Raw genomic sequence first — 18,699 nt, forward strand, 5'->3', positions numbered from 1 at the left:
TTGCTCTTCAACGGGCGGCCCTTCCAGGTGGACTTCTGCTTGTAACTTACCGAGGAGGTTTACCAGGAGTCACCGCGAGCTTTAGCCTGACTCGGTGCTCCGAGATTGCGGATGTCGGGGACTTGCGAGCTGAATCGGCAGCTTCGATCTCGGCAGACCGCATCGGGCGGCAGTCGGCCCAGAGTGTGTCAAAACGTGCGCCGCGACCGGTGATCGGTAACAAATAACCTGAGTCAATGCGCCGGCCAACATAATTGTCGCCGCCCAATCAAGAGACGTTGACCAGGACCTTCGGGCGGACATTCGAACGTCGGGTACGTCCGGATATGAGACGTTCATGTACAAATTGATCCCACGCGCCTTCGGCCGAAACCGCCATCCGAATGCGCAGCTTTCCTCGCATTCGAGGCGATCGCTGACTACACTTCTGAAAATGCTAGCTTAGCGCTCGATTCCTGCCTCCACAGGAGGGCTCGCATGAATCACCCCCGCAGGCCCCGGCCAATCTGCACGTCACGGAAATGACCACAGCGTCCATCATGGGCGAAGTCTGTAGCGCGATGGGATGGACGCGAAGGGGACGCGGACGAGTGCAACGGTTACTGCAGGATCGTTGCGACGGGAAAACGCTATGCAAAAGAAGCGTTGGAACACCTATCTAAAGAGTGCCAGTGCTGCTCGCTTGGCTCACATCTACACCGTCAGTCGTGGCAAACAATGGTGCGTGGATGAGCGCCCAGATTCTTGGCGGCTCTCATCCGCGGCACCGGCAAAATCGCCTCGCCGTCGTTGGCATGCGCCGCTCAATTTGCCTACGTAACTTGGAGCCGCAAGGGGTGGTATGACGCGCCAGTTTACCCATCCGGGTCAATATGGCGCGTACTTCTGATCTCCATCGCAGCCTCGTCTGTGGCGGTCTGACGACGGCTCACCAAACGGCCATGACTCTGATCCAGACAACTCTTCCGGTGCGGCGACTGTAATGGAGAAGGTGTCCGTAAACGTTAGCCACGAGAACGATCAACGGTCACGGCAGCCGGAAGGGAGCACGCCAGTACCCAGTGGATTTACCACTGACCGACCACGCGAAGCGTTCGCTTCTGGCGGATTACTTGTCGCTGCCGCAGAGAGTGTCGAGATTCAGAGCGCGCTCCTGAACGACAAGGCGCAGCCCATTTCGCAACGACGGGCCCTTGCTCGCCGGATTGGACAATTGCGCGGCAACTTCCACCTTCAGAAAGTGATTTCGTCCATCCGACCGGAACCCGCAGCGCGGGATGCCACAGGTGAATTCGATGCTGACGGCAAAATGGCGGCGACATGGGCCGCGCACGTTGTCACGGATCGGCGTAATGGAGCCGGGGAAGATGAGCATCTGGGTTCGAGGCCGGGTGAGGTCGCCCCGAAAGCAGGCCCAAAGGAGGTGGACCGCGCCCCCCCGAGGAGTGTGCCCATCTCCCGCTCACTTGATTCAGTGGCCGAAGAGAGAATTCCGGAGCGACACGAACTGCTCGATCCAGGCAAGGCGCAGCACTTCGGAAAGCGGTTGGGTGCGGACTTCAGCGGCGTCACGGTGCACAGCGGCGACGACGTCGCCGAAAGCCGCGGGGCTAGCGCAGTCACCTTCGGGAGCAACATACACTTCGCAGACGGCGTATTAAAGCGAACTGGCGCCGAAGAAATTCTTGGTCATGAACTGGTTCACACGATTCAGCAAGGCGCGGTACCGGTCGAGCGGCCGGCATCCGATACACCTGCCCATCCGGTAGCGGCCGAAGCAGAAGCAGAGCGGCTGGGGCCGGCGGCAGCGCGCGGCGATCTCGGTATCGTCAGGCTCAGAGCCCCCTCGGCGTCGCAACGCAAACGGACAATCCCGTCGAGCACGGTCCAGGTGGCGCGGGGCCACGCAGCCGAAGCGAAGCTGGCAGCAGTCGAAGCGCGCATCGCCAAAGAGAGCAAGGAAACGATCCGCGCTCGGCGGCAGCAACGGCCGCCCCTCCACGCACGGGTGCACGCGCTTGCGCCGACCGCCAAGGGAGGGGCGAAGCATAAGTCCGCATCGCCAGAGCCGCGCTCGCATGCGCATGCGTATCCGGCGCCGAAGGCGCCTGCGACCTCCCGTAGACTGCCATCCATTACAGGTGCGAGGCGGCCGGCAATTGTGATGCACGCTGGGCAGCAAGCACCGAGGGCGGCCGCCGTCCCCTTTGTACCACCGCCCGGGGCGGCGCCGGGAGCCGCGGCTTCGTCACCCGACGCCAACGCGCTGGCAAGCGTGCGTGGTCCGGCAGCCGCGCTCGGCCGCGATGTCGCAGCCGAAGGCTCGCGCATGGCCGCACAGATCCGGAACCAGGCCGCAGCAGTCGCGTCAGCCGTCGTGAGTATCGGCGAGCGGGGATCCACTCGACTTCGCGCTGCGCAGGTTGCGGCGACTGGCGAAATCGATGCACAGTTGGCCGCCGGCCACGTAGCCATCGCGGGCGGCGAAGAAGCTGCGGTGGCGGCGGTACAAGCCGAACTTGCCGCAGCCACCGCCGATGTCCACGCAAGCGGAGCGGCCGAGACAGGCCGCGTCACGAAAGAGGTCGAGGAGCACCAGTCGCAAGCATCACGGACCGCCGCCGACAAGAAAGCCTCAGTAGACGCGACAGCAGAGTCCGAGGCGGCGGTATTCCGGGATGGCAGTGACGCGCGGGCGGCCAGGGCACAGCAGCCTGCCAGCGCGGGCGGCGAGACGGACAGCTTCAAACAGGAGGCGACGCAGAAAGCAGATGCCCAGGCGAGTGCAAACTTCAATCAGGATGCCACCCGGGTCCATGAGGGTAACCGCGACGCTGCTCGCAGCTTTGGAAGTTTCATTGATGAGCAGGTAACGAATTTCGTATCCTCCATCGGGCAGGCTGTGCCCGAGGCGACAGGCCATATTGCTGGTCTGGTTCACAGCGCGACGTCGGGTCTGGGAAAAGCGGCATCGAACGTCCTGAGTAGCGTGACTGCGCTGTCGGGTCAGGCCGCACACAAGATGGAAGCCGGTGCTGCAACCGTCGTTCAGGGCGTTCGGTCCGGAGCTGAAGCTTTGGCCAGCGCCCTCGACTCCCATGCCGAACAGCGCGCCGCCGAAATCGCGACGCACGCCGAGCAACTGGCTGCCACTCTCGAGCAGGGGGCACAGCAGGCGGGGTTGGCCGTGGCTGCGGCACCCGAATCGACGGCTTCGAAACTGGCGCCGCAGGCCCGATCCCAGATGGCCGAGCTAGCCGAACGGGCAGCTGCCGAACTGGGGGGGCTGGAATCCCGCGTCGGCGGTCAGTTCGGAGAAATCGCGCAGCATGGCGTCGCCGCCATCGGCGCGGCTGCGAGCGCGGCCGCTGTAAATCTGCAAAGCGGCGCCGCAGGCGTTGCGACGAAGCTTGCTTCTGGGCAGGCCGGCGCCTCGCGCACGTTCCAGAACGCGGTCCGGGCTACGGGCCAGCTGTTGTCGGAGGCAGGGTCTCAAGCATCGGCTGATATGGGCAAAGCGGGTTCCCACGTCGTTTCAGGAGTGGAGGACAGCGCGAAGCAGGCGCAAACCGATCTCGGCAAGACGGTCGATCAGGCATCCACGGAACAGCAGGGCAACCTTGAAGTCGTCCAGGGAAAAACGCAGGCGACGCACGCCGATATCGATTCGAGCTACACGTCGCTCAAGTCCGAGGCGGACTCCAGGTCGTCGGCCGATCAGCGACAGAACGCCGAAAATGGCGGCCAGACGTTCCTCGAGTTGCTCCTGCCGAAGTCGTGGACGGCGGCGATCAAAAGCTGGTTCAAGGACACGTTCGGCGAGATCGCGGGCGGCATCATCTATGGTCTGCTCTCGGCTTTGGTGCCGCTCCTTATCATCGGCGGGCTATGCCTGCTTTTTGAAGCGGCTGCACCGTTCATCATCGGCGGTGCGTTGATCCTCGGCATCGGACTCGGCATCTATTCCCGGTTTTCGAACTTTGAAAAAGACAACGGACGAGGGCCCGGTTTTTGGGAAGGATTGGCGCTCGTCGGTCTGGGGATCGCTGACGTCACAGGCATTCCGCAGGTCGTCGAGGGGATAGTCGGATACAGGGCTTTTGCCGAACACAATCCAGACGGCACCCTGAAAGCCAAGATGAGCGATTTCGACCGAGCTGAGATGATCACGTCCGGGCTCTTCCAGCTCTTGACGCTCGGCCTCGGCGCTCGTGCGTTCAAGGGAAAATTCGGCGGCAAAAGTGTACCGCCAGACATCAACCCGCCCGAGGTGAAACCACCCGAGGTGAAGCCGCCTGAGGTCAAACCGCCGGAAGAAAAGCCGCCCGAAGTCGTGCCTAAGGCACCGCCGAAGGTGCGGGTCGTCCGTACCGGCAACAATGTCAGTGTTAGCGACGCAGTCACGGATGCCCTGCTCGGCTTGGGAGAACTAAAGGGAGACGGCTACCTGGAGCTTGGCATCTATACCAAGGAAGCAAACACCACAGTGCGAGGCAGCGAGGTATTTGAAGCGATTCTAGAGGAGTTCCGCTCTGGCGGAGACACCGTCCGGGGCATTCGTGGCTTATGGTATGGGGAAGACAATCTCGCTACTTTCAATGAATTCATCCAAAAGAAAATGACACCTGAGGAAGCCGCCGGCGAAACGTTCACCGGCAAAATGGCGAAGCGCAGCGGTTACCCAAAGGTTCGAATCGACTATGCCAAGTCGGTACGCAATCCAGACGGTACATTCAAGAGGGCGGAACTCTGGTTCGACCCATGAACTGAGTCGGTGTACATGAAGAGCAATCTATGGCCCAACAAGATTTGAATCCCTTACTTGAAGTCCATCCTGCCGGGACTATCCGCACGGTAACGCTTGTGCATAGGTGCGCCTTCCAGTTCGTGTGGTGCCCTCCAGGCAATGGCGTGGTTGGCAGCAGCTTTGCGGATGCACCAACAATCGAACAGCCTTGCCAGCCGATCCGGTTGACGCAGGGCTTTTGGATCGCTCGAACTCCGGTCACGCGCACGCAATGGCAAGAGATCGCGGGCCAATTGCCGCAGGCGCCTGAGTCTCTGGCAAATAGCGACGAACATCCCGTTTCCGGAATCACGTGGGATGAAGCGCGCAACTTCTGTTCACATCTGTCCGATCGTCTGCGCGTCGATGGCGTGATTAGCAGCGACGCGCACGTAGATTTACCGTACGAAGCGGAATGGGAGTATGCCTGCCGGGCGGGTACGACTCAGCGCTGGTTTTTTGGCGACGATCAGGCGATGCTGGAAGAATACGCTTGGTATCGTGTCAACAGCAACGGTCAAACTCACCGCGCCGGCGGGCGTAAGCCCAATCCGTGGGGGCTTTTCGATCTTTATGGCAACGTTGCCGAGTGGTGTCGGGACACTTTCCGTCGCTACGGGTCGATGGAAGTTGTCGATCCGCACGATCTGAATGATCACGGACTAGTGAAAGCGGTCCGGGGAGGCGATTTCGCCGCGGGCGCCGACGAATGCCGGTCCGCAGCCCGGGCTTTCTCAGACCGAGCCAATGATTACAACGAGCCTACGGGACTGCGGCCTGTCGTTAGGCAGGCCGTTCCCCGCTGACCTGCTTGCGCTCGGCAGTTGTCCATTTCACGATCTCTGTCAACGGGGACAACTCGTTTTTGTTGTCTTTGACGGTGTTGTTGAGCGCTTCTTTAAGATTCGTAGCGCAGACCTGAATTACACCGCTTCGGTCGAGAGGGGATAACCGGCCGCTTACGAAGTGCATGCCGACTGAACCGGTCGTCGCCTAACGGCTGCTTCCCGATGTGCTGGATGTCAGCAATGGCTGAGAATTGGTTGACCGCAGCCAAGCACGGGTGACCGCTCCACCCCGTAACCTGCCGCTGAGGTGGCAAGGGCCTGACCGACGGCAGTGGGTCGACTTCAGCCGACCGTATCAGGCCGTAACCAGTACATAGCGCGTGCTCGTGTCGCGAGATCGATAACCACCTGATGCACAGTCGCGCGTGGACATCGGATGACATTCAGGCCGAGGTGAGGGCAGGCACGCCGACCGGTCAACGGCACGAATCAGGAAGGCGAGATGTGGCAACACATTGGTGGAGGACTTTCGCCAGGCCCGGCAAAACACGTGATCCGGCGAATTACCGGAGGGACCGGTGGCCCAGATTTCCGAATCAGCGATTCGGAGTTTTTTTCTATCGGGCAACTGGCCGCGCGCTTTTCACTATCGTGGACACATAACGTCAGCGCGCTGCAACGCACGCCGTCTCCAAGCCTCCACATTGAGCCGGCGGAGGCCTTGTGCTGGATGGTTTTCTACGTCCACGATGACTGGTCCCGGGGAAGCGAACCCTGTGGATCGTGCACCTCAAGTCGATCTGCCGGCGCCAGGTCATCCACGTAGAGGACAAGGTTCACGCCTTCCGGCGACAGACGCGATCTGAACAGAATCCCTTTTGCACCGGTTGCAATCACCTCGTCACCGATGATCCAGCTTGGCGGCTCAATCCGTTGATTGAACCAGCAGCCGCGCCAGTCGCAATAGAAATCTTCCCACAGGGCCGACCAGATGCCGCCTTGATATCCGCTCGTGAAATCGACGACAGGGTCGACGGTCAACTGGTAACTGACGAGCGTCCCGGGCGGCATCAGGGGAGAGATCTGCTGATATTCCCGTACCGCGGTGTTGACGTCCAGCGCGAGATAGAGGGCATTGAGTCCGATGCGGTTGGCGCGACCGCCGTGTCTGCCCGCGCCTGCGCCGCTCGTCGGAGCGACTGCTCACTTCGGCACGTGCATTCGGTACGCCGTGACCCCGGATAGGGCTTTGAGGATCATCCTGCTGCGCCTGCCTCAAGAGACGAAACGTAGCGAAGCAGATCGTCAGTCCGGCCGTCCGATACCAGCTGCTCGGCCGTCCTGTAGTCGAAAACAGCTAACGGTTCATTCCGGTACCAGAACAGTGCCTGGCCGACGTCACCCGAAATGTCCGTTGCCGCCCGGATGACCCGGAGCGCGTCCCGCAGGAATCGCTGAACGCTCTCTGAGGCAGGCTGCCGACTGAGCGTATTGCGGTGCACATGCGCCTGCTGGGCAAGCGTCTGCAAATCAATATGCAGGGCCTCGCCAAAACGTCGCGCGGACACGATCGGCGCCGGACTATCCGGATCGCGGAGTGATGCCATAAACTGGTCGAAGCTGCCGCCCGCGTTCGGACGGTCGAGAACGGAATCCGGGTTCATCTGAAAGGCTCCACGCACAATATATGCACAATAATAGCACAACGCCTGAATGCATGGATCAGCGACAGCCTTGGATCCTTTCAATGTAATTTGACATAACATAATTTATCACCGGACATGGTTGTAGTGGCTAAGTTGTAATGTCCGCTTTTTCGCAGCGTAAGCTGACCAGTTGCCGGAATTCCGGGGCTGGAGACTTCGATGGCTGTAACAGACCATCGCTTCACTTCGTTTGACATCGCCCGATAGGCTTCGCCTAAAGCCGCGGCTTCCTTCCACGCGTCATCGCGCTTGTGAGTGATCCGAGCGATCCGGGGTCCCCGTGATTTCCGTGCCGTTTGCCGGGTTAGCGGCGTCAAGGCGCGACCAGGCTTTCCGGTCTGCCCCGACATAAAATTTCAGCCAAATCAATAGTTCGCTGTTTGCCTTCGCCGGAGGGTTCCGATGCCGTTGCCCCTGAGGTTCCAATTGTCAGGATGATCTTGTTGGCGTAGCCTGAGCGGTCCCTCTTTCGGCAGCGGAGCGGACGGCGATGGAACACTGGCGGCAGGCCTATCTCGGGATGCGCTCAATCCCGCATACGCTTAACGAGTTCGAGCTGGCCGCGTTTTTCACCTTCTCCTCGAAGGAACGCGCGCTGATCAACACGCGGCGCCGGCACCTCTACCGCTTCGCGCTGGCCCTTCACATCGGCTTCGTGCGCATGAGCGGTTGCACGCTCGATGCGTGCCGATACGTCCCACGCAATCTCTGGCAACACCTGGGGCGACAGCTCGGCATCGAGTCGCCCGATCTCGGCACGATGACGGCCCTGTACGACGGCCATACCGACACGCTTTTCGAGCATCAGGTCTGCGCATACCAGGCGCGAGGTTTCGGCCCCATGACTGAACATCAACGCCGCTACGTGATGCGCTGGCTAAAGTCTGCACTTTCAGGCCGGCAGGATCGCAATGGCTTGCTGCACGAGCTCAAGCGCTGGCTGTACGAGCACCGGATCCTGCTGCCTCGCGATCGTACCCTGCGGGAACTGATCGTGCAGGTCATCCGGGACGTCGAAGCCGAATTCACCGGCGAGCTTATGCAGGCCTTGGGCGAGGCCACACTGGATCGATGGGGCCAATTGCTTCCGAAACCGCATGGCGAGGCATTGAGCCTGCAGCAGTGGCGATGGTCAGTACCGCTACGCAATTCGACACGACAGATGAGCGATCTCTTTCGCAAGGTCGATCTTCTGGTCGAACTCGGCGTGCAGACAAAGTGGCCCGAGACATGCAACGAAGCCATCGTGCGGCATTAGGCGCGGCGTTGCGCGAACCGCAAACCTTCGGTGAGTCACCGTATCCGGCCGGCCATACGACGGCTCGAAGCTGCCTTTTTCATATGCTACGCACTGTGCTCCGTAACCGACCAGCTTCTGTCGACGCTCGGCGACTGGATCCGCAAGGCGATCCGGACTGCAAATGATCGGGTGGCGGCCTCGCGCCCAGACCGGAAGGCGCAGTTGCGGGATTTCGCAACGGCAGTCAAGACGCTCGCAGGCAACAAGGACCTGACGCGCGATGCGCTCGTCAAACAATTGTGCGAACTGGCGGATGCCGCGCTCGAACAGGATGTACCCAGCCGCACCAGCCTCATGCGCACGCAGCTCGTCTCGAAGCGCCGCGTGGCGCGCGCATTGCTCGCAAAGCTGCTGGACCTGCCTTTCCAGGCGCAGGCGGCGCATCCGGTCATGGATGCGCTCGTGTTGCTGGGCAAACTCTACGCAAACAAGGCAGTCGGGCTGCCGCCGGACACAGGGATCCCGCTTGGCCGTGCCTGGCAACGCATGATCGCCGGCGAGAACCGCGGCGATGCGCTGATCGCTTTCGAATGGGCAACGCTTTTTGCGTTGCGAGTGGCATTGCGCAATGGATCGGTCTATGTCGAACACAGCTTCTCGTTTCGCAGCCTCGGCATGCTGCTGATCCATTCCAACAACAGCTGACTGCGCAATCAATCCCGGTCTCGAACGCGTCATGACGAAGCGCGCCGGGAGCACGACCGTCGAGACCAATTCGAACCGCGTGCCCAATATTTCGCATCCGGCCGAAGTCGCGAAACTGATCGAGCAAGCCGCAGCAACATCCTGCGCGCAATTATTGAACGCGATACGCCGCCTGAGATTGTGGTGATAGTCACGCGGCGTTCACGGCGGTCTCCTGGCGAACGTTGTCATCGCAAAACCAGGCGCCTCCCGGGCTGACGCCCTTCGACCTCCGTCGATATCCAGGCGGAGCAGTCGTGAGTTGCTTTGCTTTCATCGGCGTCCGCTTCGCGCGGCGGATTCAACCGGTGGATGCGGGTCGATCTACGGCGAGCCGTCTTCGATCGCCTCGTTGCCCGGCAATTTCTGCATCTTGCCTCGCCTTTCGTGTCATCGCCAGCGGCGGTACAAACGTTAGGTGGTGATGGTCTTGACCGCGGCCGACAAATTCCGACGTCTTGATTACACTTCTCCTCAAAGTATTTTTTCGCATGATTACGATCCGAATGCCATCTTCTATCGTTTCCATTACCAGGATCGCCGCGCTCGTCACGTCGCTGTTCGGCATGCTCGCCGTCACGAATTACGCGTATGCCGCTGATCGCGTGATCGTGCTCGATTCCGGTGAAGCACAACTGACGCTGATCGACGAGGCCACGCACAAGGTGATCGGCACAGAGCCAACCGGCAAGGAACCGCACCATCTGATGATCACGCCCAACGGCCGCTCCCTGATCGTTGCCGATTCGGTGTCGAACAACCTGATGTTCGTCGACCCACACGACGGCAAGGTGCAGCGTACCGTGCCGGACATTGAAGATCCGTATCAACTCGGCTTTTCCCCGGATCACAAGTGGTTCGTCACCGCGGCGCTGCGTATGGACCGCGTCGACATCTACCGCTATGACGGCACGAATATGGCGCTGGCCAGGCATATCGAACTGGCGAAGACGCCCAGCCACATGACGTTCGCGTCCGACAACCGCACCGTGTTCGTCACGTTGCAGGACTCCGGCGAACTCGCGGCGATCGACCTGCCGAGCCAGCAAGTGCTTTGGAAAATGCCGGTGGGCAAGGCGCCTGCGGGTCTGTGGATGACACCGGGCGATCGCTACCTGCTGGTCGGCATGACCGGCGAAGACGACGTGACCGTGTTGGACTGGCGCAAGCAGCAAATCGTCAAGAAGATCCACACAGGCCGCGGCGCGCACAACTTCCGCAATCTCGACGACGGCAAGCACGTGGCGGTCTCCAATCGTGTCGACAGCACCATCAGCATCATCGACTACACGACACTCAGTAATGTCGGCGATATTACGGGCCTGATGCCTGGACCCGACGATATGGAACTTACGCCCGACAAGCGCTATCTATGGGTGGGATTCCGCTTCGCGAGGCACGTGGGCGTCATCGACATGACCACGCATAAGCTGATCGACACGATCGCGGTGGGCCGTTCACCGCACGGCATCTTTTTCGACAACCGCGCGCCGGTCGTGTCGCCCAATCCGGATTGAGCTGTGCGAGTCGTCTCCAACTCGCCGTGACATGAGCGCGGACAGAACTGGTCAAACACGAGGATTCTGATGTTTCATGAAATCGTCGCATAACTCGACAACGCGGTGTCCGCGCTGCAGACACTGTTATATGTCGACGTCGTGCAGCCGTTCTTCTATCGCTTCGGCCTGATGGATTACAACGAAGACACCTACGACGCACTGTATTGGCTGATCATCGGCGTGCTGGAAATCGCCGTGACGTATTTCGCGTTGCGTCCGCTTGAAGCGCTGCGTCCCGTCGAACAGTGGCAGGACTGCAAGGCGCTTCGCTCCGATGTGATCTACACGTGGATCGCCAGGCTCGGCATCATCAACATCGCTTTCTTTTTCATGCTGCAGCCGCTATTCGATCACTGGCAGAGTCTGATCGCGATCTACAAAATACCGAACATCGATCTCGACAGCCTGTGGCCGGGCCTGACGGATCGGCCGGTCGTGTCGTTCCTGATCTACCTGATCGTGCTCGATCTCGCCGGCTACTGGTATCACCGCTGGCAGCATCGTTTCGGCGTGTGGTGGAAACTGCATGCGGTGCGCCACAGCCAACAGCAGATGTCGCTGTGGGCCAATGACCGCAACCACTTTCTCGACGACATCATCCGGGCAGCGTTTGTCGCGGCGATCTCGCTGTTTATCGGTGTGCAGCCGAATCAGTTCGTGGTGTTGGTCGCGGTCAGCAACTTCATGCAGCGCATTCAGCACGTCAACGCGCGCCTGCCGTACGGGTGGCTGCTCGAGCGCCTATCGTCAGTCCGATCTTTCAGCGTCGCCACCATGCGGTGGGCTACGGACATGAAGGCGCGGAATGCGGTTGCAATTTCGGCGTGCTGTTTCGATGGTGGGACATGAGGCGGATTCAACCGGTATCCGCGACCAGCTTCCTGTACCGCATGGCGCAGGGCGTTCGTATGGTGATGGATTGATCGCGCAGCAATGGCGAGAGTTTGAGCGCATTGTGAAGCGTCTGCGCGTCCAAAGGAAGCACGCGAGTGGTGCCGTGGAGTGAGTGCAGCTGACGCCGTGCATGTGTTGTTGCGCTCGCATCGAGCTGTGCTGCCCAGCAGTTCTACTCGCTCGTTTCATAAGTAAGACGTAGCATCTCGCGTTTGCTTGACCCTCTTTCCTTACTGCGACATAACCACAGCTTCTGCCGCGTGGCCAGCACCAGACCTACCAACGCCAGAACGTCACGACTGAGCCACTGGGTGAGCGTGCGCACGTCACGGGCCAGTTCGTCTGCCAGCGCCTGCGCGTGGCGCGCCTCCCTCAGCGCTGCAGCGAAGCGGCCCGCACGCCCCCCCGCACGCGGGCGCGATCCGTCCTGGCTTCGAGCTTCTCGCGCCGTGTGCGGGCACCCTGGCGAGGTTGCCCAGCGCGTTGGCCAGCGTTTCGCACTGGTGCTGGATGTGGAACACATCGCCATGGCAGGGCGTGTCGCGCCCCAGGCGGCCTGTTGCCTGGCGCGCAGGCCCCTGCCGGCATCGGCATCGTGTAGTCGGGTGCGAGCCCCTGCCGGGACGCCTCGAGCAGGTGCATGCCCCGGATGTCGCCGTCGCGATGTTGCTCGCCGGCAAGCAGGTAACGGTAGGTCGAGTCGGCATCGACGCCGGTGAGCACCGACTGCGAGCCCGGGAAGATCTCGTCACGCGGGCCCACGCGAATGCCTGAGAGGTCCTGCTCGCGGTTGATCGCCCGGGCCTGCTGCGCGGCCCATTGCTGCAGGTTGTGAACGCTGCCCACACTGACGCGCACGCCCAGCAGATCGCTGCATCAATTCCACCAGGGCGCGATACGAACTGCGCCAGATCAGCGTGAGCCCGAGCATCGCCTGACGCAGCCAGGTCCGGGTCACCGGCAACTGGAACAGAACCCCATCATCCGGCGCCGCCAGAGAGAACGCATCATCGAGCGCGTCGCTCGCCTTGCCCCGTTGCGCGTAGACGAACTTGCGACTTACGCCGAGCCTCGCGGACAGTTCACTGATCGTTTCCGCTCCCGCGAGCGCCTGAACGGCCAGTTGCTTACGTTCACTCCCAGGCAGTCGCTTCGCTGCCGCGCCAGCCGATCGATTCATGCATGCACCACGACTGAAAAAAATGGCCTGACATTATCGGTCATGTCAGCGCCATCAGGCGTCTCGCGTGTTACCCTAGTTTGAACCTCGCCGACTGTCACCACCGCAGTCGAGAGAGTTACCTGATTAGGATAACTACTCTTTAGCCGCACCGGTAGTCTACTCCCGCCAACTTGACAGAGCCTTATCGAGATAAAATCTCAGAATTCGATCAGCAGTTTTACAATTATTCAGACGATGGTGCGGGAGGATCCCAGCCATCTTACGGTGACAGAATCATGAAAAAGCCCTCTTCAAAAGCCGCTGGCAAGTCGCAGCCCCCACCAGTGCCAAGCAATGCTGGAAACGCGCCTATCTCGGCCGTGCTCAGCCGCATCGGTACATTCAGGCCGTCATTAGGGCCCGTCGGGCAACGCATAGCAGATTTCATCATCAACCACCCCAGCGAAGTGGTCCATATGTCTGTTAGCGAAGTAGCCGACCGCACATGCTCAAGCGAGGGCAGTGTGGTTGGACTGTGCAAAAGCCTCGGCGCGAGCGGATTTCAGCAGATCAAGATCGCGCTGGCCCAGGAAATAGTCCAGCCCGTGCAGTTTATCCACGAAGACCTGAAACAGCACGATACGATCGGGTCTACGATACGCAAGATTTTCCAGAGCAACGTACAGACCCTGCACGACACGCAGGCAGCTCTAGACCCCAATGCCATGGAAAAGGCGGTCAAACTTATCAGAGAGGCACGGCGCATCGAGATTTACGGCATCGGCAGCGCCGCCACGATTGCCGAAGATGCGCACTACCGAATGCTGCGCATCGGTCTCGATGTCAAGGTCGTGGTCGATTCCCATGTTCAGGCCATTAGCGCATCGCTCACCGGGCCTGGCGTAGCCGTGCTGACAGTGTCGCACTCGGGTAGCACGCATGAGACCGTGCTCGCCACCCGGCTGGCCAAAGAGGCGGGCGCCGCCACCATATGCATCACCAATTTCGGCAAGTCTCCGATCCAGGCGTATGCGGACGTGCTGCTCTTCACGATGGCCCGTGAAACCAACTTTCGAACGGAGGCCATGACAAGCCGGCTGGCTCAACTGGCGATCATCGATGCGCTGATCGCCTGCCTGGCCCTGAGCGAGTACGACAAGTCAGTCAAGACGTTGCGCCACACCTTTGACGTCCTGTCTCTCAAGCGTTACTGAAACCTGAAGCCTCAGTGGGGCGGCTAGGCGTTCAGCTAACTACACGGCTGCGAGCTCTCCGGCTCGCGCCGCATCTTCCGCGCGCAAAAGCGCCGACAGACTCGCCGCGCCGGCTCGCCCGCTGCTATCCACCAGCAGACAGCGCATGCCCAGATTGCCCGCGCCCTTTGCGTCGGTTGCGGGGTTGTCTCCAATCACGACGGTGTTATCCGGCGTCGCGCCCAGCCTTCGCAGCCCTTCCTGCAGCAGCAGGGTCTCTGGCTTGCCAGTAACGTGCACAGGCTGAACGCCGCTCGCCGCCACCACAGCCGCCAAAACTGCGCCGGTTTCCGGCACCAGCCTGCCTTCGGCACCGGGGTGGCTGACGTCACAATTAGTGACCACTAGACGGGCGCCGCAACGCAGTTGATCGACTATGACGCACAGGCGTGCGTAGTTGAACTCTGGATCAAGACCCAGGACGACAAAATCCGCGTTGGATTTCACCAGCAGGCACCCGCGCTCGACTGCATAGCGCTGCAGGGCCTCGCTGCCGGCGAACAGAATGCGCGCCTCGGGGTGCTGCTGTCGCATGAAGTCGACGGTCTGCTCGCCAGCCAGCACGATCCGTTCGGATACGACCCGGAGCCCTAGACGGTCCAAGCGACGTACCACGCCATCAGCGGTATCGGTCGAGTTGTTGGAAACAATGACGTAGCGATCACGGTACCTCGCAAGCAGTTCGACGGCACCCTCAACCACCTCGTCTTCTCGTATCAACGTTCCGTCGAGATCGACGATTAGGTACTTTGCCTGCGCCATACAAGCTCCCGCTTTCTTGATGGCGATGTGTTCAATGCTGCATTGTGGATTCATGTGGTCGGTGGATGCCAGGTACGCCAGCCCTCTAGCGCAATCCTCAAAATTATAATGAGAAATGCTCAATTAAAAACATCATTTGTTTGAGCAAACTTCATGCCCCCGTCATCTTTCCTGCCGAACATTGCGAGGATCAGCTCACCGGACTTATGCCGGAAGCTTCCTCACCAATTAAGAAACCAGGATATGAACCGCTTGCTGGAACTCGTCGCCACCTGGCCAGAAGTTGGTGCCATCCTGGCACCGGCTTCTGTAGCGATGGAGTACGCGTTCGACCAGCGTGAATACCTGACCGCGTTGCTGAGCTACCCGCGGCACATGGCCACAAAGAACTCTTGTCAACGTTCGCCTGCGCTTTGCGCGCGTCTTCATGCAGTCTTGACACGCGTCTGCCCCGCCCGTTTCCGCATTCCGTTTCTTCCACCCAAGGTCATCTGTCATGGTTAAATTCGATCGCCGTCAATTCTTGAAGAGTTCGGCAAACGCCGCTGCATCGGCTGCGATGCTTGCCGCGCTTCCCGGGAGCATCCAGCGTGCTCTTGCAATCCCGGCGAATAGCAAGACCCGCACGATCAACGATATTCAGCATATCGTCATCCTGATGCAGGAAAACCGCTCATTCGATCACTACTTTGGAACCCTGCGAGGCGTGCGTGGATATGGCGATCGCTTCCCGATACCGTTGGCAAGCGGAAAGAGCGTCTGGTATCAATCGGACGGCACAAGAGAGATAACGCCCTTCCGCTTCAACAAAAACACGATGAACGCGGCACTGATTCCCGACATGCCGCACAATTTCCCGGACGCGCAGGCCGCGTGGAACCAGGGCAGCTATGGCTTCTGGCCAAAGTACAAGACGCCGACGTCGATGGGCTACTACACACGCGAGGAGGCGCCGTACCAGTACGCGCTCGCCGAAGCATTCACGATCTGCGATGCCTACTTCTGCTCAGTTGCGACGGGAACCGATCCAAACCGCATCGCGTTCTTTTCCGGCTCGAACAACAACCCGGTACTGCGCAATCAAGGCATCAACTGCACCGATGCCGACTCGGAGCCCGTTAATCTTCGCTGCTGGATCACCGGCACGTGGCCGACGCCCGGATACACGTATGCGGGTTCCGGTTTCGATTGGCCGACGTTGCCCGATGTACTCCAGAGCGCGGGAGTCAGCTGGCGCATCTATCAGGACCCGAACGACAACTGGACTGGTGCGATGAACGGCTGCCTTGCGTTCAACAGCTTCCGCAATGCGAAGCCTGGCTCACCGATCTACGAACAAGGCATGAGCAAATGGTCGCTCGATGACCTGGCCAACGACGTGCGCAACGGCACGTTGCCGGCAGTCAGCTGGGTCTTGCCGTCGAAACTGGAATCGGAGCATCCGGGCGCGCCGTCGAGCGCTGCCCACGGCGGCTACTTCACCGAGCAGGTGCTAGAAGCCCTGACGTCCAATCCCGATACATGGAGCAAGACGGCATTCTTCCTGACTTTCGACGAGAACGACGGCCTGTTCGATCACATCCCGACGCCGGCCGTGCCGTCGTATAACCCCGACGGCTCCCTCGCCGGCAAGTCAACGATGGACGTGAACGGTATGTACTTCGCGGTCAACAAGCCTTCGTATCTGTTGCCGCAGGATACGGCCAGTGGCAACCTTCGTCCGTGGGGCATGGGTGCGCGCGTGCCGATGTACGTCGTATCGCCCTGGAGCAAGGGCGGCTTCGTCAACTCGCAAGTCTTTGATCATGCGTCGATTGGGCTCTTCCTCGAAAAGCGCTTTAACGTAACCATTCCCGCGATCAGCAAGTGGCATCGGGCTGTCAGCGGCGATCTCACGTCCGCATTCGACTTCGAGCATCCAAACGACCAGCGTTTCCCGGAAATGCCTGACATGAGCAACTGGGCTCAGCTTGAAGCGCAGTCGAAGTCGTTACCGACGGCGACCGCACCGGCGACGCCTGCCGCGCTCTTCCAGGAGCCCGGCACGCGCTACTCGAACGCGTTGCCATATGAATTGAACGTCAGCGCAGCGGTTCAACCGAACGGCGCTGTCACGCTCAAGTTTCAAAATACCGGATCGCAGGGTGCAGTGTTTCACGTCTACGACAAGAAACATCTTGACCTCATTCCGCGCCGGTACACGGTCGAAGCCGGCAAGGAACTGTCCGACAACCATTGGAATCCGATGATGTCGGATCAGGGCGCATACGATCTTTGGGTCTACGGTCCGAACGGGTTCGTGCGCACCTTCAGCGGCAACGCGGCGGTCGCGGTGGCGGAGATCGAAGTTGGCTATGGGGCACAGGACAACACGGTATCGGTCAAAGCGCACAACAACAGCCGGAATCCGATCGACCTGACGATCACGGCAAACGCGTATCGTCACGACGGACCGTGGGTGCTGCGCGTGCCAGGCGGGGTCACCGTCGAGCAGCACTCGAATGTGTCATCGAGCGGCAACTGGTACGACTTCACTGTTTCGGGCGCGCACATCGAGCGCCGATTCGCCGGCAGGCTCGAAAACGGCCGTGCATCGGTGAGCGATCCCATGATGGCGCGGGGCTTATGGTTCGATCGCCGAGGTGCCGGCGGCGAATGAGCGCTGCAACGCGTCGCCGGCGCTGCCGTCGTCGATTCGGATAGATCGAAGCGTCGTTCTATTCGCCGAAAGCGACGCTCGCCGATCATCCGCGCATTGGGCCGGATTTCCCCGGTCCGGTGTGCACATCAGCCGAAGGCGGGTCGACTACTGCCGCCCGTGTCGGGCAGCAGCTGGACCGATTTTAGCCGTTCGACTACTGCGGAACGTCGCCAATTCGCGATGGGCGTGCGAGCTGTCCGTGCAGTAAATTGTTTCCCGCGGCCGTGCATGTACGCGACAAGTCGTACCAGATGATCGAGCATCCGAGTGTTGTTGCACTATCAATCCCGATGTCCCGTGGACGGACTACGAATTCCTCGTCCGATTTGAGCATGGGATACGTGCGTGGGCAATTCGAAGCGTGCCACCGAAGAGTTCGTGCGGACGCGCGCGAGATTTAGTTCGCAATACGAATGACAAAATGACAAAGTGTTCGCGCGCGCATGAGGTGGAAATCCGCTATCGGATCCGCCGCCTGTTCGACCGGTAGCACAGGTCACTACAGTAACTTGTCACGCCAAGGACATTGCGGGTGCGCAAACACTGACTTGCGCCACCGTGCCAGACACAATCGGACGGTTTGGCTTTCGGTGCCCAAGCGTAATGCAGTGTCCGCTCTGCAAGACACCGAACCGGCACGGAAGCAGCCTCTGCCATGGCAGCTCGTCTCGGCCACGGCACTGTTGCAACGTTAGTTCAATTTCTCGCGAAGTTGCGAATTTGATTCAATTTGAATTGACACAAAAATGAGACCTCGACATGGTCATTCCTTGACTGACGACGGTTTCCCCGACATTAGGCGGTCTCATCTTTAGTTCGATTGACAGTCGCGCAATGTGCGCAAGCAGTGACCAAAAGCATCTGGACGGAAACGTCTCACAGCGCGGTGCGCGCGTCTGGCGCACGCATCAACGTGACAGAGCCATCGAGAGCATTTTTATTTTTTTTTTATTTCTTTAGAGAGCGAAATTCCCGGGATTACGAATAACACGTTGCAAGCACAACCAATCGATTCGCATTTTTTCGCCGCACGTCGATTCACGTTTCTGACATGCGCAAACGTTAGATTTCACTGGCTGAGGAACAGGAACGCTCAGCACAAGA

General features: G+C 60.1%; 10 protein-coding genes and 3 pseudogenes. 9 read left to right on the forward strand and 4 right to left on the reverse strand.

Annotated elements, in window-relative coordinates; all coding sequences use genetic code 11:
• The first annotated feature begins 982 nt into the window (after positions 1-982).
• Both HV744_RS33335 and HV744_RS33340 read left to right on the forward strand, forming a co-directional pair.
• Positions 983-4,765 (forward strand): eCIS core domain-containing protein, encoded by a 3,783-nt coding sequence (locus HV744_RS33335; RefSeq protein ID WP_175153565.1) that lies wholly within the window; start codon positions 983-985, stop codon positions 4,763-4,765.
• Positions 4,766-4,794: 29 nt separating this feature from the next.
• Positions 4,795-5,592, forward strand: a complete 798-nt coding sequence (locus tag HV744_RS33340; protein WP_175153566.1) for a formylglycine-generating enzyme family protein — start codon at positions 4,795-4,797, stop codon at positions 5,590-5,592.
• A 720-nt stretch (positions 5,593-6,312) separates the two neighbouring features.
• Here the strand turns inward: HV744_RS33340 and HV744_RS33345 are convergent.
• Together HV744_RS33345 and HV744_RS33350 are read right to left on the reverse strand one after the other, a co-directional pair.
• Positions 6,313-6,759: pseudogene (locus HV744_RS33345) on the reverse strand (RES family NAD+ phosphorylase); the annotation flags it as partial.
• 71 nt (positions 6,760-6,830) lie between these two features.
• Positions 6,831-7,238, reverse strand: coding sequence for a DUF2384 domain-containing protein (locus tag HV744_RS33350; protein ID WP_175153567.1), 408 nt, complete (start codon positions 7,236-7,238; stop codon positions 6,831-6,833).
• 532 nt (positions 7,239-7,770) lie between these two features.
• Between HV744_RS33350 and HV744_RS38625 the strand changes: the two are divergent.
• From HV744_RS38625 to HV744_RS33375, 4 genes and pseudogenes are all read left to right on the forward strand, one after another.
• Positions 7,771-9,207, forward strand: a pseudogene (locus tag HV744_RS38625) (DUF4158 domain-containing protein); the annotation flags it as partial.
• Positions 9,208-9,256: 49 nt separating this feature from the next.
• Positions 9,257-9,412 (forward strand): hypothetical protein, encoded by a 156-nt coding sequence (locus tag HV744_RS33365; RefSeq protein ID WP_246279313.1) that lies wholly within the window; start codon positions 9,257-9,259, stop codon positions 9,410-9,412.
• Positions 9,413-9,830: 418 nt separating this feature from the next.
• The gene (locus tag HV744_RS33370; protein ID WP_246279318.1) at positions 9,831-10,781 is read left to right on the forward strand and encodes a YVTN family beta-propeller repeat protein; all 951 of its coding nucleotides are present in this window, start codon (positions 9,831-9,833) and stop codon (positions 10,779-10,781) included.
• A gap of 105 nt (positions 10,782-10,886) precedes the next feature.
• Positions 10,887-11,829: pseudogene (locus HV744_RS33375) on the forward strand (sterol desaturase family protein).
• Positions 11,830-12,465: 636 nt separating this feature from the next.
• Here HV744_RS33375 and HV744_RS33380 read toward each other — a convergent pair.
• Positions 12,466-12,897 carry a hypothetical protein gene (locus tag HV744_RS33380; protein WP_175153571.1) on the reverse strand — a complete coding sequence of 144 codons (432 nt, stop codon included), beginning with the start codon at positions 12,895-12,897 and terminating at the stop codon, positions 12,466-12,468.
• 278 nt (positions 12,898-13,175) lie between these two features.
• Here HV744_RS33380 and HV744_RS33385 point away from each other — a divergent pair, with 278 nt between their 5' ends.
• Complete coding sequence (locus HV744_RS33385) at positions 13,176-14,093, forward strand: MurR/RpiR family transcriptional regulator (protein ID WP_246279314.1); 918 nt, start codon at positions 13,176-13,178, stop codon at positions 14,091-14,093.
• A 39-nt stretch (positions 14,094-14,132) separates the two neighbouring features.
• On the opposite strand, the gene HV744_RS33390 is transcribed toward HV744_RS33385, so the two are convergent.
• Positions 14,133-15,017: an HAD-IIA family hydrolase gene (locus HV744_RS33390; protein WP_246279315.1), complete on the reverse strand. Its 885-nt coding sequence runs from the start codon at positions 15,015-15,017 to the stop codon at positions 14,133-14,135.
• 120 nt (positions 15,018-15,137) lie between these two features.
• Between HV744_RS33390 and HV744_RS33395 the strand changes: the two genes are divergently transcribed.
• Positions 15,138-15,398 carry a hypothetical protein gene (locus HV744_RS33395; RefSeq protein WP_175153572.1) on the forward strand — a complete coding sequence of 87 codons (261 nt, stop codon included), beginning with the start codon at positions 15,138-15,140 and terminating at the stop codon, positions 15,396-15,398.
• On the forward strand, positions 15,391-17,553 hold the full coding sequence (locus HV744_RS33400; protein WP_175153573.1) for a phosphocholine-specific phospholipase C: 2,163 nt from the start codon (positions 15,391-15,393) through the stop codon (positions 17,551-17,553). Before HV744_RS33395 ends, HV744_RS33400 begins: the two co-directional genes overlap by 8 nt.
• Positions 17,554-18,699 lie beyond the last annotated feature (1,146 nt).

It is taken from the genome of Paraburkholderia ultramafica (assembly GCF_902859915.1).
In the GTDB taxonomy this organism is placed as follows: Bacteria; Pseudomonadota; Gammaproteobacteria; order Burkholderiales; family Burkholderiaceae; genus Paraburkholderia; species Paraburkholderia ultramafica.

Coding starts and splice junctions, on each gene's coding strand:
- HV744_RS33400 (WP_175153573.1), top strand. CDS start 15,391: ATGGTTAAATTCGATCGCCGTCAATTCTTGAAGAGTTCGGCAAACGCC.
- HV744_RS33350 (WP_175153567.1), bottom strand. CDS start 7,238: ATGAACCCGGATTCCGTTCTCGACCGTCCGAACGCGGGCGGCAGCTTC.
- HV744_RS33365 (WP_246279313.1), top strand. CDS start 9,257: ATGACGAAGCGCGCCGGGAGCACGACCGTCGAGACCAATTCGAACCGC.
- HV744_RS33395 (WP_175153572.1), top strand. CDS start 15,138: ATGAACCGCTTGCTGGAACTCGTCGCCACCTGGCCAGAAGTTGGTGCC.
- HV744_RS33380 (WP_175153571.1), bottom strand. CDS start 12,897: ATGAATCGATCGGCTGGCGCGGCAGCGAAGCGACTGCCTGGGAGTGAA.
- HV744_RS33385 (WP_246279314.1), top strand. CDS start 13,176: ATGAAAAAGCCCTCTTCAAAAGCCGCTGGCAAGTCGCAGCCCCCACCA.
- HV744_RS33370 (WP_246279318.1), top strand. CDS start 9,831: ATGCTCGCCGTCACGAATTACGCGTATGCCGCTGATCGCGTGATCGTG.
- HV744_RS33340 (WP_175153566.1), top strand. CDS start 4,795: ATGGCCCAACAAGATTTGAATCCCTTACTTGAAGTCCATCCTGCCGGG.
- HV744_RS33335 (WP_175153565.1), top strand. CDS start 983: ATGGAGAAGGTGTCCGTAAACGTTAGCCACGAGAACGATCAACGGTCA.